A 15,867-nucleotide genomic window follows, 5' to 3' on the forward strand; every position below is an offset into this window, starting at 1 on the left:
CATTAAAATTATCCCCCCCCGCCTCCCCCGCCCCAAAAACTTCCGGGGGGGGGGGGGGGGGGGGGGGGGGGGGGGGGGGGCGGCCCCCCCCCCCCCCCCCGCTCCGGGATACGCGTGCCGCGATCCGGTGAAATTGGCATGATCATTGATAAAAGGCCTCAAAGCTGGTTGTTCATGCCGCGATCGATGCGACCGCCGGACGCACCGCTTCGATTCCTCCCGCAGGAGCATATCGGCAAACAAACGGACTGAAATGCGCCCGGTTCAATCAACTTTGAAGGAGCCCGAAAATATTCCGTTTTGAAGCCGGCAAATGAATAAAAACCACACGAAATCAAAAGGATGCAATATGGCCGAAAAACCTCCGGAAGACGGCTTTTTGCGGCGCGACCTGCCGTTTTTCTACCGCCTTTACCGGCCCGTGGATGCGAGCGGCGAATGCCTTTTCCTGCTGCACGGGTCCGGCGTCGACGAGACGACGCTGGTGGCGCTGGCGCGGCAAATCGCACCGCGCGCCGTGCTGGTGGCGGTGCGCGGCCGTATCGCCCAGGAGGACGGTTTCCGCTGGTTCGCGCGGATCACACCGACGCGCTTCGAACAGGAGAGCATCCGCACCGAGGCGGACGCTTTCGCCGGCTTCATCACCGCGGCCGCGAAGCGCCACGGTCTCGATCTCGCCCGGACGAGTTTCCTCGGCTATTCAAACGGCGCCAATCTGGTTTCGAGCGTGATGCTGCTGCATTCCGGCCGCATCGAACGGGCGGCGTTGCTGCGCCCGATGCCGGTGCTCGACGACGTGCCCCCGGCCGATCTGTCCAAAGCGCGCGTGCTGATCATCGCCGGCGCAGATGACCTGACCTACGCGCCCTTCGCCCCGGCGTTGGTCGCATTGCTCGAATCGCATGGCGCCGCGGTCGAGGCCCACACCATCGCCTCCGGCCATGAAATCGGCGACCGGGATGCTGAAATCGTCGGGCAGTGGCTGGCAGGCCCGGCAGCCGCGATCGCGCAGGCGAATTGATGAGCCCGTCGCCCTATGCCCGCCCCATCCGGTTCCAGGCATCCAGCCCGGCGATCTTGTAGGCTTCGGCCAGCGTCGGATAGTTGAAGGTGTTGTTGACGAAAAAATCGACGGTGCCACCGAGATTGATCACCGCCTGGCCGATGTGGATCAGTTCGGTTGCGCCCTCGCCGACGATATGCGCGCCGAGCAGCCGGCGCGTTTCGATCGAGAACAGAAGCTTCAGGAAGCCGGTGTTGACGCCCATAATATGGCCGCGCGAGGTTTCGCGGAAGCGCGCCACGCCGACCTCATAGGCGCCGCCGCGCTCGCGCACCTGCTCCTCGGACTGGCCGACGGTCGAGATTTCCGGCACGGCGTAGATGCCGTAGGGAAAGGTTTCCGGCGGCGGCGGCAACGGCACGCCGAAGGCGTGGCAGGCGGCCACCCTGCCCTGTTCCATCGAGGTCGAGGCGAGGCTCGGAAAGCCGATGACGTCGCCGGCGGCATAGATGTTCGGCGCGCTGGTCCGGAAGCTCTGCGGGTCGACCTTGATGCGGCCCCGCGCGTCGGCTTCGATGCCGACCACATCGAGGCCGAGCGCGCCGACATTGCCGGTGCGCCCCGCCGCATAAAGCACCATCTCCGAGCGTATGCTGCGGCCGTCGGCTAGCGTCACCTCGGCATAGTCTGGTTTCGAGGCTATCTCCTTGATCGCACTGCCGAGCCGGATCGTCATGCCGCGGTCGCGCATCTGATGGATGAAATCGTCGACGATCTCGCGGTCGACGAAATCGAGGATGCTGTCGCGCGGCTCGACCAGCGTCACCGGCACGTCGAGCGCCGAAAAGATCGTCGCGTATTCGACGCCGATGACGCCGGCGCCGATCACCGTCAGCGTCCGCGGCAGGCGCTCGAGTTCGAGCATCTCGTCGCTGTCGAAGACACGGATCTTGTCGAAGGGCACGTCGCGCGGCCGGTGCGGGCGGGTGCCGACCGCGATCAGCGCATGCGCAAAACCGACCTCGCTGTAGTCGCCGGTATCCGTCGTCAGGCTGGCTCTGTTGGGACCCAGAAACTTGACTGTGGCGCGCGCGCTCTTGACCGTGTTGCGCATGAACTGGTGCTGCAGCACCTCGACCTCGTGATCGAGCGTCTTGTGCAGCCGTTCGATCAGATCACCGACCGATATATCCTGCTTGACCCGGTAGCCGCGCCCGTAGAAGCCGCGCTCGCGCCAGCCCGAGAGGTTGAGCACGGTTTCCCGCAAGGTCTTCGACGGAATGGTGCCGGTATGCACGGACACGCCGCCAAGGCGCCGGCCCCTGTCGGCCACCAGCACGGATTTACCGAGCTTGGCCGACTGCACCGCGGCGCGGCGCCCTGAGGGCCCGCTGCCAATGACCAGTATGTCGTAGTCCATATTGGCCCTGTCCCTCGCCCCTTGGGCGCATTTGCCGTGTTTGTTGCGCTGCAGCAAACTAACGTCATCCGTGCTGCAAATTCAACCGATCCAGTCTACATTCGGCGTTGCCTCCGGTAGCAGGGCCGAAAAAAGGCTCGATCTTGATTCCGCCGCAGGACTTCACCATTTCAACACCAGGCGGTCCGCACCCTATGCCGGGCCTGATTGCGAGGAAATGACATGAACGCGCGCGTTCTCGACGGCGAAATCAGCAGGCTCGATGATGTCAGGGCCTATGATGGCGTGCGCACGCGGCGTGTCCTCGCCTTCATCATCGATTATTGCATCGTCGCGCTGCTCACCATTCCGTTCGCGATCCTGGTGTTCTTCCTCGGGATTTTGACGCTTGGCCTTGGCTGGATGCTGTTTTCCATCCTCGTGCCGGCCGTCGCCATCCTCTACATCTGGAACACGCTCGGCAGCGCCGACCAGGCTACGACAGGCATGAAGATGATGGGGATCCGGCTCGACCGTCTCGACGGCACCCGCATCGACGGGCTGACGGCGGTGGTGCATTCGGTTCTGTTCTGGGCCGGCAACGTCATCCTGACGCCGCTGGTCCTTCTGGTGTCGCTGTTTGCCGACCGCAAGCGCACGCTGCACGACCTGCTGCTCGGCACGGTGGTCAGCCGCAGTGACCGCTGAAACAGCTTTTCACCAGTCCCCGCGAGCATTTATGTGCAAAGTGAAGGCGTCCGGTAGCCACGCTTTCACAATCCTGTTGAATTTTTCGCCGTGCGCGCCAAAGGTATGATGATTCGCAGGAGTGTATCCAAGGGTCGATGACGCAGCATCCAACCCAGTCGCCGCAGTTCTTCCTGACCGCGCCGTCGCCATGCCCGTATCTTGAGGGCCAGTTCGAGCGCAAGGTGTTCACGCATCTGGTCGGCGACAAGGCATCGGAGATGAACGACCTGTTGACGCAAGGCGGCTTCCGGCGATCGCAGAACATCGCCTACCGGCCGGCCTGCGAGACCTGCCGCGCCTGCGTTTCAGTGCGCATCCTGGCGCAGGAATTCACTGCCAGCCGCAATATGAAGCGGGTGATACAGCACAATTCAGACCTCATCGGCGCGATGCACGACGCGCAACCGTCGACCGAGCAGTATTCGCTGTTCCGCAGCTATCTCGATGCCCGCCATCGCCGCGGCGGCATGTCCGACATGACGGTGCTCGACTACGCCATGATGGTCGAGGACACGCATGTCGACACCAAGGTCATCGAATACCGGCGCCGCGGCCCCGACAGCTTTATCACCGGCAAGGGTCAGGGCGAGCTGATCGCAGTCGCCCTCACCGACAAGATGGCCGATGGCCTGTCGATGGTCTATTCCTACTTCAACCCGGACTTCGAGGACCGCTCGCTCGGCACCTTCATGATCCTCGACCACATCGCTCGCGCCAGGGCGATGGGCTTGCCCCATGTCTATCTCGGCTACTGGGTCAACGGCTCGCGCAAGATGAACTATAAGATGCGCTTCATGCCGCAGGAGCATCTCGGCCCGAAAGGCTGGGAACGCTACGACCACGAAGCGGTTTCGCGCTGATCCGCTCTTTCGCCAACAATCCTTAAAACTGCTTCAAGGAGGATGCTTCTGGTTTTCGGCTGCTTGGCTGAAACGTCCAGACGCTGGGCCAATTTTGCGCCTGCCTCCAAATTCATTGCGGGTACTGCCATGTCGTCCCACAACGATCATCAAAGAGGCCTTCTCGTCACCGCCATCGGCGGGCTGACGCTGACCATCGACATTCCATTGATCCGGCTCGCCGACGGCGGCGCATGGACCATCCTCCTGCTGCGCACCGGCACCACCCTGGTCGCGGCGCTGATCATCTGGGCTGTGTGGCGCTCGCTGAGCCGTAACGCGCCGCAGCTCATCCCCGGCTGGTCAGGGCTCGTCGTCGCCCTGTGCTACGGGCTGACCTCGGTGACCTTCGTCATCAGTATCTATCACACCACGACCGCCAACCTGGTCTTCATCCTGGCCTTCAACACCGTGTTCGCGGCGCTGCTGTCCTGGCTGTTCCTGAAGGAGCGGCCGCGACTGGTCACCGTGATGGCGATGCTGGTCATGATCGTCGGCGTCGCGATCATCGTCGGCGATTCGATCGGCACCGGCCACCTGTTCGGTGACCTCATGGCGCTGTGCTCGGCTTTCTTCATTGCGCTGGCCATCACCATCTCGCGCGCCAGCGGCAAGGACATGGGATTCACTTCGCTGATCGGCGTGATCCTGCCCCTGGCCGTCGCGGTGTTCATGGTTTCGGGCGAAGGGTTTCAGGTAAACGCGCCATGGTGGATCATCTTCAACGGCGCCGTCATCATGCCGATCTCGTTCTTCTGCCTCGCCACCGGACCGAAATATATTTCGGGACCGGAAGTGGCGATGTTCTATCTGCTCGAAACCGTGCTGGCGCCGGTCTGGATGTGGATGATCTTTGCCGAGACGCCGTCGCGCAACAGCCTGATCGGCGGCGCGATCCTGATCGTCACGCTGGTTGTCCATTCGCTATGGCAGCTGCATGAGGGGCGAAAACGCCGCGCCAGCCTTGCAGTCCGTCACCCGGCCTGAGACTTCTTCTCGGCAACGATTTCGATTTGCGGCGGCGCCGCTTCGAGTTCCGCCGGTGCTGCGGGGGCAAGCTCGTCGGCCAATTCCACCTCGCGCAGCCATTCGCGCCAGATCGCGACCAGCAACGCCATCAGCACCGGACCGATGAACAGGCCAAGAAAGCCCATCGTCTTGACGCCGCCGACCAGGCCGAAAAAGGTCGGCAGGAACGGCAGCTTTATCGGGCCGCCGACCAGCTTCGGCCGCAATGTCTTGTCGACGATGAACAGTTCGACGCTTCCCCAGATGAACAGCGCCAAACCGGCCATCGGCGAGCCGCTGGCGGCGAGATAGATCGAAACAAGCGTGAAGGACATCGGTGCGCCGCCTGGGATCAGCGCCATGATGCCGGTCAGGGCGCCGAGCGTCACCGGCGACGGCACGCCGGCCAGCCAGTAGGCCACGCCCAGCACCACCCCCTCGCCAATGGCGATAATGGTCATGCCGGTCACCGTCGAGGAAATCGTCGCCGGCACGACGCGTGAAATCCGCTCCCACCTGGTCGGCAGGATGCGTTCGCCGAGACGGTCGACCTGCCCGGCGAAATGCTCGCCGTCGCGATAGGCAAAGAACAGCGCGATCATCATGAACAGCAGCGCCAGCAGAAGGCCGAAGGCGCTGCCGCCGGCGGCCAGCACGCCGCGATAGATGCTGCCGATGTTGGCGCCGCTGATCAGCTGGATCAGTTCGCCGATGCCGCCGGGATGGCCGAGATTGCGCGTCCACTGCTCGTTCAGCCAGTCGCCGACCACCGGCAGCGTGGCGATCCAGTGCGGCGTCACCGCGCCGTGGCGGTTGGTCTCGATCGCCCAGCCAACCCATTCGCGGACTTCGTTGCTGGCGTAGGCGCCGGCGAGCGCGATCGGCACCACCAGGAAGGTCAGGATGAACAGGATCGCCAATGTCGCGGCGACCGTGCGGTTGCCGCCGACGGCAGCAAGCAGCCGCCGATAGAGCGGCCAGCTGGCAAAGGCGATGACCAGAGCAGCCAGCACCGGGACCAGGAAACCATGAAAGAAATAGACACCGGCGGCGACGATCAGTACCAGCAGCCACCGCGCCGCCGACAGCGGCGGAATGACCGCGGATCTGACCGGCGTCGACAGGCCGAACAGGCGTTGCTGCCCTTCCGGTTTCCGAACCCTGGCTTCTTTCAAATGCCCATTTCTCCCAAACGCGTGTGTCCGCGCCTTATGTAGTGATGCTTATGCACCGACATAGTGCAGCAATCGTGACGACATTCCAAATGTTTGGATGGAGCTGCTAAATTCCCCCCTTGAGAGGGAGATGGCCGGCAGGCCAGAGGGGGTCGCCGAGCGTGAAGCTCCAGCCTCCTCTGTCGCAATAAGAGGTCGCGTCGCGCCTGAACGTTCCGACCCCCTCTGTCGCCTTCGGCGACATCTCCCCCTCGAGGGCCCCTCGAGGGGGAGATTAGCAACTACCCGAATTTCCCCGTCCTCGGGAATCCCTTCGGCACCATGCGTCCGGCCGAGGCTCGGGCGCCAATCCATTCGACCAGCTCTTCACGTGATTTGATGAAGGTGCGGTCGGCAGAATCCTGCCAGGAGAGACCGCTTGCGAGCGTGAAGGTCTTGAGGTCGAGGACGCCGCCATCCTTGTATTTCTGCAGGCGAACGCCCTTGCCGCGCCCCATCTCCGGGATTTCGGCGAGCGGGAAGACCAGCATCTTGCGGTTCTCGCCGACGATGGCGAGATGGTCACCGGCGACCGGCATGCAGCGCTGGGCCTCGTCGGGCGCCTTGACGTTCATCACCTGCTTGCCCTTGCGGGTGTTGGCGACGACTTCCTCTTCCGGCACGATGAAGCCGTTGCCGTCGTGCGACACCAGCAGAAGCTTGCGCTTGGAATCATGGACAAAGGCGGTGACGATGTCCTGGTCGTTGTCCATGTCGACGATGATGCGGATCGGTTCGCCATGGCCGCGCCCGCCCGGCAGCCGGTCGGCGCCGATCGTGTAGAACTTGCCGCCGGTGGTGAAGAGCAGCACCTTGTCGGTGGTCTGGGCGTGGAAGGCGAGCTTGAGGCTGTCGCCCTCCTTGAAGGTCAGCAACGAATGGTCGGTCAGATGACCTTTCATCGCCCTGAGCCAGCCCTTTTCCGAAACGACCACGGTGACCGGCTCGCGCTCGATCATGGCATGGGCGATGTCGGTCAGGTCATGTTCGGGGGCGTCGGCGAACTGGGTGCGGCGCTTGCCGAGCGCGGTTTCCGGTCCGAATTTCTCGCGGATGCTGGAGACTTCCCACTTGATCGTCGACCACTGCCTGGCATCGGACGCGAGCAGCGCCTCGATCTGCTTCTTCTCGGTGGTGAGACCGTCGAATTCCTTGCGGATCTCGAATTCCTCGAGCTTGCGCAGGGCGCGCAGCCGCATGTTGAGGATGGCTTCGGCCTGGTTGTCGGTGAGCGACCAGCGCGCCATCATCACTTGCTTGGGCTCGTCCTCCTCGCGGATGATCCTGATCACCTCGTCGATGTTGAGATAGGCGATCAGATAGCCGGCGAGTATCTCCAGCCGCCTTTCGATCTCGCCGAGGCGATGCCTGGAGCGGCGGATCAGCACCTCGCGGCGGTGCTCCAGCCATTCCTTGAGCACGCCTTTCAGCGACAGCACGTTGGGTATCTTGCCGCGCGACAGGACATTCATGTTGAGCGGAAAGCGGCTTTCGAGCTCGGTCAGCTTGAACAGCGATTCCATCAGGATGCCGGGATCGACCGAACGGCTCTTCGGCACCAGCACGACGCGGACGTCTTCGGCGCTCTCGTCGCGGATGTCCTCGAGCAGCGGCAATTTGCGCGCCATCAGCAGCTCGGCGATCTTTTCGATCAGCCGCGCCTTCTGGACGCCATAGGGGATTTCGGTGACGACGATGCTCCAGGTGCCCCTGCCCTGGTCCTCCTGGCTCCATTTCGCCCTGACGCGGAAACCACCGCGACCGGTCTCGTAGGCTTCGAGGATCGAAGCGCGGCTGTCGACGATGATGCCGCCGGTCGGGAAATCCGGGCCTTGGACGAAATCCATCAACGTCGTCACCGGCGCATCGGGGTGCTCGATCAGATGCAGGGCAGCGTCGCAGAGCTCGGCGGCATTGTGCGGCGGGATCGAGGTCGCCATGCCGACGGCAATGCCGGACGAGCCGTTGGCGAGCAGGTTGGGGAAGGCGCCGGGCAGCACGACCGGCTCCTCGTCCTCCTCATTGTAGGTTGGCCGGTAGTCGACCGCATCTTCGGTGATGCCGGACAGCAGCTCGGTCGCCACGTCGGTCATGCGCGCTTCGGTGTAGCGCATGGCGGCGGCGTTATCGCCGTCGATATTGCCGAAATTGCCCTGGCCGTCGACCAGGGGATAGCGCATCGAAAAATCCTGCGCCAGCCGCACCAGCGCGTCGTAGATCGACTGGTCGCCATGCGGATGGAACTTGCCCATCACCTCGCCGACGATGCGGGCGCATTTGGCGAAGCCCTGGTCGGGGTTGAGCCTGAGCAACCGCATAGCATGCATGATGCGGCGATGGACCGGCTTCAGCCCGTCGCGGACATCCGGCAGCGCCCGGTGCATGATGGTCGACAGCGCATAGGCGAGATAGCGCTCTTCCAGCGCTTTCTTCAGATCGATCGGCTCGATGTTGTCGCCACCGCCATCGCCAGGCGGCAAAAGCCTTTTTCCCATGGGCTGGGACTAGCCGAGCGGGTGATTCGCGGCAAGAGGCGCCTGAATGGGGCAGCCTCTTGCGCAATACGAACTGGATGCCAGCAACATCACTCGGTTACATCCCGCTTCTATGGCAATGGATCGGATTTGCCTTTCGCCGTGGTTTTCGACCATTGTGTGGCGGAAGGCCTTTTTCCCGTCCAGTTCGTCACGGAAGGGTGACGGCGCAACAAATTGAAAAATCTTCAGCACACTCTCAGGGAACCGCGATGACGATCAGACGCTCGACACTCAACAAACTCGCTTTTTCGACCTTGCTGCTGACGCTGCCGCTGAATGCGGCCTTCGCGCAGGATGCGGCGGTCGCCGACCGGCTGAAGGCGGCTCTCGCCGCCCAGGGCGTCGACATCTCCTGGACCGGGGTGACGGGCGATGCCTCCAGCATGGTGCTGCAAGGCGTGGCCCTCAAACCGGCGGCCGAAAAGGAAGCGCTCAAGATCGGCGACATCAAACTCGAAGGGGTGACCGAAGCCAATGGCGGTTATGAAATCGAAACCATCTCGACTTCGGCATTCCAGCATAGCGAAAACGGCGTCACGCTCGACCTCAGCGCCTTCATCATCCACGACATGACCGTTCCCGCCGACGGCGCCACAGGCCCGCTGGGTTCAATGATGATGTATGAATCGGCCGAGCTCGACAACATGACGGTCAAGATCGCCGACAAGACCGCCTTCTCGATGGACGGGCTCGCCATCGAAATCACCCCGCCAGCCGACGGCAAGGCGATGGCGTTTTCCGGCACCACGGAAAAGTTCAATGCCGACCTGACGCTGGTCGAGGACCCGAAGTCCAAGGAGGTGATCAACGCGCTTGGTTACCAGAACATCACCGGCAACCTTGCCATGGAGGGCACCTGGCAGCCTGCGGACGGCAAGATGGAGCTGTCGAAATACGACATCTCCGTCGACAATGCCGGAACGTTCGGCATGACCTTCGGTTTCGGCGGCTACACGCTTGACGTCATCAAGTCGCTGCAGGAGATGCAGAAGAAGATGGCGGCGCAGCCCGAAGGCGCCGACAATTCGGCGCAAGGCATGGCCATGCTTGGCATCTTGCAGCAGCTTTCGTTCAACAGCGCTTCGATCCGCTTCGACGACGATTCGCTGACCAACAAGGTGCTGGACTATGTCGGCAAGCAGCAAGGCATGTCCGGCAAGGACGTCGCCAACCAGGCCAAGGCGGTCGTGCCTTTCGGCATGGCGCAGCTCAACAATCCGGAATTGACGGCGCAGGTGTCGGCTGCGGTCGGCAAATATCTGGATGATCCGCAGAGCATCGAGATCCTGGCCGAACCGCCGGCAGCTGTGCCGTTCGCGCTGATCATGGCAGGCGCCATGTCCAACCCGGCGGACCTGACGAAGACGCTTGGCGTGACGGTCAAGGCGAACGAAGACTGATTGGAGCGGGCCTGGGAGCGTCAGCGCCGCCCCTCATCCGCCTGCCGGCACCTTCTCCCCGTATAGTGACGGGGAGAAGGGAGATGGCCGCGACATTGGCGCCCAGCTTTGCAACGCTGGCAGTTGGCGAAATCATTTGTGAGAGTGTCTTTCTCCCCGTCACCATACGGGGAGAAATGCCCGGTCCACCCTCCGCAGCTGCGGCGCAACTGCTGCGGAGGACGGGCAGGGCAATGAGGGGCGGCGCAAACCGACAGCGTTTAGAGTCGGTTGCGGGAGGTTTTTAACCCTCTTTCTTGGTCACCGCGACGCGCAGCGACAATTCGCGAAGCTGCTGCGGGCTGGCTTCCGACGGTGCGCTCATCAACAGATCATAAGCCTGCTGGTTCATCGGGAACATCGTCACTTCGCGCAGGTTCCTGGCACCGACCAGCAGCATTACGACGCGATCGATGCCGGCCGCCATGCCGCCATGCGGCGGTGCGCCATACTGGAAGGCGCGGTAGAGGCCGCCGAAGCGCTCCTCGACCGTCTCGCGATTGAGCCCGACAGTCTCGAACGCCTTGACCATGGTTTCCGGCAGATGGTTGCGGATGCCTCCGCTGGCGATCTCGAAACCATTGCAGACCATGTCATACTGGAACGCTTTGATGCCGAGCAAATCCTCGCCGTTGAGCGCATCGATGCCGCCCTGCGGCATCGAGAACGGGTTGTGCGCGAAATCGATCTTTTTCTCATCCTCGTTCCATTCGAAGAAGGGAAAGTCGACGATCCAGCACAGTTCGAAACGGTCGCGATCGACCAGGTTCAGCTCCTCGCCGGCGCGGGTGCGCGCTGCGCCCGCGAACGAGACGAACTTTTTCGGGTCGCCGGCGACGAAGAAGGCGGCGTCGCCATCGGCAAGCCCGAGTTGGAGGCGGATTGCCTCGGTGCGCTCCTCGCCGATGTTCTTGGCGAGCGGACCGGCGCCTTCGAGCTTCTCGCCCTCCTTGCGCCAGAAGATGTAGCCGAGGCCCGGCTGGCCCTCGCCTTGCGCCCAGGAATTCATCCGGTCGCAGAAAGCGCGGGAACCACCGGTCCTGGCCGGAATGGCCCAGACCTCGGCCTTCGGGTCGTTGGCAAGGATGTTGGCGAACACCTTGAAGCCGGACTCGCGGAAATGTTCGGAGACTGCCTGCATCTCAATCGGGTTGCGCAGGTCCGGCTTGTCAGTGCCGTATTTGCGCATGGCAACGTCATAGGCGATGCGCGGAAACTCCTGCGTCACCGGCTTGCCGGCGGCAAAGGTCTCGAACACGCCCCGCATCACCGGCTCCATTGTCGCCAGAACGTCGTCCTGCTCGACGAAGCTCATCTCCAGATCGAGCTGGTAGAATTCGCCCGGCAGCCGGTCGGCGCGCGGGTCCTCGTCGCGGAAGCAAGGCGCTATCTGGAAGTAACGGTCGAAGCCCGACACCATGATCAATTGCTTGTATATTTGCGGCGCCTGCGGCAGCGCGTAGAAGGTGCCGGGATGGATACGTGACGGCACCAGGAAATCACGCGCCCCTTCGGGCGACGAAGCGGTCAGGATCGGCGTCGAGAATTCGGTGAAGCCGACCTCGCCCATGCGCTTGCGCATCTCGGCGATGATCTTCGTGCGCGCCACGATGTTCTTGTGCAGCGTGTCGCGGCGCAAATCGAGGAAGCGGTATTTGAGACGGATGTCCTCGGGATAGTCCGGCTCGCCGAACACCGGCAGCGGCAGTTCCTTGGCCGCCGACAGGACTTCGATCTCGCGCGCGAAAACCTCGATTTCGCCGGTCGGCAAATTGGCGTTCGCGGTTTCGGCCAGGCGGGCCTTGACCTCGCCGTCGACGCGGATGACCCATTCGCCGCGCACGGTCTCGGCAATCTTGAAAGCCGGCGAATCCGGGTCGGCGACGATCTGGGTCAGGCCATAGTGGTCGCGCAAATCGATGAACAGCAGGCCGCCATGATCGCGCACGCGATGCACCCAGCCCGACAGGCGAACAGAAGAGCCGACGTCGCTCTTCCTCAACTGGGCACAGGTATGGCTGCGGTAACGATGCATTGTCATTGGCAAGTCCGGATGTTTGATTGCGGCCAAGGCATGATGGCCCGGCCCGAAATTTGCGCGAAAAGCACATGTGAGGCCGCTTTTGTCAAGGCAGGCGGCGCACGGGCAACGCACAGGCAGCATCTTGATACGAACTTCGGCATTCGTCCGAGGCTGGGTGAAAACGCCCCACCACAGTCAAAGTGTAGAATTTCCTCCGCCTGATCGTGATCAGCGTGGCCGAGCCGTGTACAATGGTGGTCACATTGGCGGGAGGACTACCATGCGCATTCGCACATTGACTGTCCTGGTGACGCTGCTTGTTGGCACCTGCACATTTGCACACGCTCAGACAAAGCCGATGTCAATCGAGGTGTTTCCTTTCGAATTGGAAGACAAGAGCGGTGGCGCAGGCATAATTCCGCCGGATGAACATGATAGGCGCTATCTGTCCGAGTCGGCACAAATGGCGAAGGACATGCTCTCCCAGTCAGGGCGTTTTACAGTGGTTGATGTGCCGGCCGGGGATGAGCAGGCGGTGGCGCCGCACGGATTGCGCAATTGCGGCGGCTGTGAAGGCAAGATCGCCAAAGAGCACGGCGCGTCTCTTGCCCTGCTGGGCGTCGTAACGCGCGTCAGCCGAACAGAGCATACGATGTTCATTCGCATCCTCGATGCTGAAACCGGGAATCCTGTTTCGCAGGGTTTTACCGATCTGCGGATGGGTGCGAATTACGCGTGGCCCCGCTCCGTGAAATGGCTGATGACAAACAGGATTCTTCGGTAGGGCGGCAAGCCATCCGAGTGCGCCATCGGCAGCGCGAAGGATCCCCCAGCTAAATCAAACTGAGACATTGATAGCCGGCGCTGGCCTGCCAACCGCCGGGAATTGCCGCTGGCATTGGCGTGGGCGATGGTTCAAGAAGGATCAACGACAGGCCTTCCTTCATGTCCTCCATGCGCCCGCTGATCCCGCTCCTTATTGCCGCCGGCATCCTGCTCGGCGGCAACGGCCTGCAGAGCACCTTGATCGCGCTGCGCGGGGCGCAGGAGGGGTTTTCGGCCTCGACCATCGGCCTGATGGGGACGTTCTATTTCGCCGGCTTCCTGCTCGGCTGCCTCGCCGTCACCCATATCATGAAGGCCGTCGGCCATGTCCGCGCGTTTTCCGCGCTGGCGGCGATCGCTTCGGCCGGGACATTGCTTTTGGTGCTGGTCGTCGACCCGGTCATGTGGTGCGCGTTGCGCCTCGCCGGCGGCTTCTGCTTCGCCGGCCTGTTCACCATCATGGAAGCCTGGCTCAATTCCGGGGCCGCCAATAAGGACCGCGCGCGGGTGCTGGCGATCTACCGGATGGTCGACATCGGTTCGGTCACCGGCGCACAGTTCCTGATCCCAATCGTCGGCGCCAGCGGTTTCGCCATCTTCGCCGTCATGTCGATCATGATCACGCTCTCGCTGGTACCGGTGTCGCTCGGCGATCGCTCCAACCCTACCCCGCCGGAAGACGTTAAGCTCGACCTGGCCCGCGTCTGGCGGATCTCGCCGCTCGGTTGCTTCGGCTGCATTGCCGTCGGCGTCACCAATAGCGCTTTTCGCACATTGTCGCCGGTCTATGCCGAACAGATCGGCATGTCGGTCACCGACGTCGTCACCTTCGTCAGCGTCGGCATCTTCGGGGGCGCCATCATCCAGTATCCGCTCGGCTATCTGTCCGACCGCTGGGACCGGCGTTCCGTGCTGCTGATAACGACGTGCTGCGCGCTGCTCGCGTCGCTGGCGCTGGTGTTCTGGGCGCGCAGCGATCCGTCCCTCAACTTCGTGATCGTCTTCATCTTCGGCTGCTTCGCCATGCCGCTCTATTCGCTGTCGGCGGCGCACTCCAACGACCGCGCCGACAAGGGCGAGTTCGTGCTGATCAACGCGGCGCTGATGCTGTTCTATTCCTTCGGCGCCATTGGCGGGCCGTTCGCCGCCTCGACGGCGATGCAGTATTTCGGGCCAAGCGCGCTGTTCGTGTTCACCGCCACCGTCTATGCCATCTTCGTTGTCGTCATACTGTACCGGATGCAGGTGCGATCCGGCGTGCCGGCCGGCCATCGCAGCCGTTTCATCGGCCTTTTGCGCACATCGACGGTGTTCGCCCGGCTGGCCAAGCGCAACGATGATTCCGACGGGCCTGCCAAGCAATGATGAGCGCCCGCCAGGTCTTGAAACCCCGACAGCGGCTTGACGAAAGCCTGCGCGGCTGAAATTGAAGGAGACCTTACACTTTGCCAAAAGCGATTTGATGCACGTCATCACTACCCAAAAAGAACTCGAGACCGCTCTCGCCGCGTTCGAAAAGTCGGATTTCGTCACCGTCGATACCGAATTCATTCGCGAGACGACCTTTTGGCCGATTCTCTGCCTGATCCAGATGGCAGCACCCGGGGTGACAGCGCTGATCGATCCGCTGTCACCCGATATCGACCTGAAGCCGTTCTTCAGGCTGATGGCCAACGAGGCGGTCGTCAAAGTCTTCCATGCGGCACGCCAGGACATCGAAATCATCGTTCATCTCGGCGATCTGGTGCCGCATCCGGTGTTCGACACCCAGGTGGCGGCGATGGTTTGCGGCTTCGGCGACAGCGTCTCCTATGACCAGCTCGTCCAGAAGGTCACCGGCGCCCGGCTCGACAAGTCCTCACGGTTCACCGACTGGCGCCACCGGCCGCTTTCCGAAAAACAGCTCGATTACGCGCTTGCCGACGTCACCCATCTGATCGAGGTCTACCAGCACCTCAGCGCCGAGCTGGTGCGGGAAAACCGCGCCCACTGGCTGAACGAGGAGATGGACGTGCTGACCGCCCGCGAAACCTACGATCCGCATCCGGAGGACGCCTGGAAGCGGCTGAAGATGCGGCTGCGCAAGCCGCAGGAACTGGCGATCGTGCAAGCGGTGGCGGCGTGGCGCGAGCGTGAGGCGCGCGAACGCGACGTGCCGCGCGGCCGGGTGCTCAAGGACGACGCCATCTACGAGGTGGCGCAGCAGGCACCGCGCGATGCGGCAGCACTCGGCAAGCTGCGCACCACGCCGAAAGGCTGGGAACGCTCGGCGACGGCATCGGCGCTGCTTGGCGCGGTCAACAGCGCGCTTGCCTTGCCCAGGGAAGAGATGCCGAAGCTGCCGAAGAGTTTTCAGCCGCCCGAAGGGTCCAATGCCGCTTCTGAACTGCTGAAAGTGCTGTTGCGGATCGTCGCCGAAAAGGAGGGCGTCGCTTCGAAGGTGCTGGCCTCGAGCGACGACATCGACCGCATCGCTGCCGAGGGCGAGGACGCCGACGTGCCGGCCTTGCAAGGCTGGCGACGCGCCGTGTTCGGCGAGGCGGCGCTCAAACTGGTGCGCGGCGAGCTCGCCATCAAGTTCGACAAGCGCAAGATCGCGCTGTTCGATTTGTAGCGCCCGCATTTCGAGCGACACAGTAGAATCGTTCGGGACGCCGGCGGGCCCCTCTGTCCTGCCCTCTTTGCCAAACCTTGACATCTCCCCCACTTGGGCATATGCGCTAAGATAGGAGTTGCAGCGGGGAATCGGTTGTGATTCTACGCTGCGATG

At 62.8% G+C, this 15,867-nt stretch carries 12 protein-coding genes; 8 read left to right on the forward strand and 4 right to left on the reverse strand.

The annotated features are described in order from the left end of the window. Nucleotides 1-349 precede the first annotated feature (349 nt). Entirely contained in the window at nucleotides 350-1,021 is a 672-nt protein-coding gene (locus AC0L15_RS18765) for an alpha/beta hydrolase (protein ID WP_287066019.1), read from the forward strand. Between the two features lie 13 nt (nucleotides 1,022-1,034). Here the strand turns inward: AC0L15_RS18765 and sthA are convergent, their stop codons facing one another. Beyond that, nucleotides 1,035-2,423 (reverse strand): Si-specific NAD(P)(+) transhydrogenase, encoded by a 1,389-nt coding sequence (gene sthA, locus AC0L15_RS18770; protein ID WP_287247609.1) that lies wholly within the window; start codon nucleotides 2,421-2,423, stop codon nucleotides 1,035-1,037. Between the two features lie 222 nt (nucleotides 2,424-2,645). Here sthA and AC0L15_RS18775 point away from each other — a divergent pair, with 222 nt between their 5' ends. From AC0L15_RS18775 to AC0L15_RS18785, 3 genes are all read left to right on the forward strand, one after another. Further along, complete coding sequence (locus AC0L15_RS18775) at nucleotides 2,646-3,110, forward strand: RDD family protein (RefSeq protein ID WP_023798430.1); 465 nt, start codon at nucleotides 2,646-2,648, stop codon at nucleotides 3,108-3,110. 137 nt (nucleotides 3,111-3,247) lie between these two features. Further along, nucleotides 3,248-4,012: an arginyltransferase gene (locus tag AC0L15_RS18780; protein ID WP_027154654.1), complete on the forward strand. Its 765-nt coding sequence runs from the start codon at nucleotides 3,248-3,250 to the stop codon at nucleotides 4,010-4,012. Nucleotides 4,013-4,141: 129 nt separating this feature from the next. Next, entirely contained in the window at nucleotides 4,142-5,038 is an 897-nt protein-coding gene (locus tag AC0L15_RS18785; protein ID WP_287247610.1) for a DMT family transporter, read from the forward strand. Here the strand turns inward: AC0L15_RS18785 and AC0L15_RS18790 are convergent. Together AC0L15_RS18790 and parC are read right to left on the reverse strand one after the other, a co-directional pair. Next, the gene (locus tag AC0L15_RS18790; RefSeq protein ID WP_287247611.1) at nucleotides 5,026-6,234 is read right to left on the reverse strand and encodes an AI-2E family transporter; all 1,209 of its coding nucleotides are present in this window, start codon (nucleotides 6,232-6,234) and stop codon (nucleotides 5,026-5,028) included. The two genes, AC0L15_RS18785 and AC0L15_RS18790, sit on opposite strands and share 13 nt — an antisense overlap. A 281-nt stretch (nucleotides 6,235-6,515) precedes the next feature. Continuing rightward, on the reverse strand, nucleotides 6,516-8,768 hold the full coding sequence (gene parC / locus AC0L15_RS18795) for a DNA topoisomerase IV subunit A (protein WP_287247613.1): 2,253 nt from the start codon (nucleotides 8,766-8,768) through the stop codon (nucleotides 6,516-6,518). A gap of 251 nt (nucleotides 8,769-9,019) precedes the next feature. On the opposite strand from parC, the gene AC0L15_RS18800 reads away from it, so the two are divergent. Next, nucleotides 9,020-10,210, forward strand: coding sequence for a hypothetical protein (locus AC0L15_RS18800; protein WP_473496733.1), 1,191 nt, complete (start codon nucleotides 9,020-9,022; stop codon nucleotides 10,208-10,210). Nucleotides 10,211-10,493: 283 nt separating this feature from the next. Here the strand turns inward: AC0L15_RS18800 and aspS are convergent, their stop codons facing one another. Continuing rightward, a complete protein-coding gene (gene aspS / locus AC0L15_RS18805; RefSeq protein WP_287055050.1) occupies nucleotides 10,494-12,284 on the reverse strand; it encodes an aspartate--tRNA ligase in 1,791 nt (596 codons plus the stop codon). 268 nt (nucleotides 12,285-12,552) lie between these two features. Between aspS and AC0L15_RS18810 the strand changes: the two genes are divergently transcribed. The 3 genes from AC0L15_RS18810 to rnd all read left to right on the forward strand — a co-directional run bounded on the left by AC0L15_RS18810 (nucleotide 12,553) and on the right by rnd (nucleotide 15,711). Then, a complete protein-coding gene (locus AC0L15_RS18810; RefSeq protein WP_287247615.1) occupies nucleotides 12,553-13,056 on the forward strand; it encodes a DUF3280 domain-containing protein in 504 nt (167 codons plus the stop codon). A 161-nt stretch (nucleotides 13,057-13,217) separates the two neighbouring features. Next, entirely contained in the window at nucleotides 13,218-14,462 is a 1,245-nt protein-coding gene (locus tag AC0L15_RS18815) for an MFS transporter (protein WP_287066030.1), read from the forward strand. Nucleotides 14,463-14,559: 97 nt separating this feature from the next. Beyond that, nucleotides 14,560-15,711 carry a ribonuclease D gene (gene rnd / locus AC0L15_RS18820; protein WP_473496735.1) on the forward strand — a complete coding sequence of 384 codons (1,152 nt, stop codon included), beginning with the start codon at nucleotides 14,560-14,562 and terminating at the stop codon, nucleotides 15,709-15,711. Nucleotides 15,712-15,867: the final 156 nt, after the last annotated feature.

The sequence above is a fragment of the Mesorhizobium sp. WSM4846 genome (genome assembly GCF_055811415.1).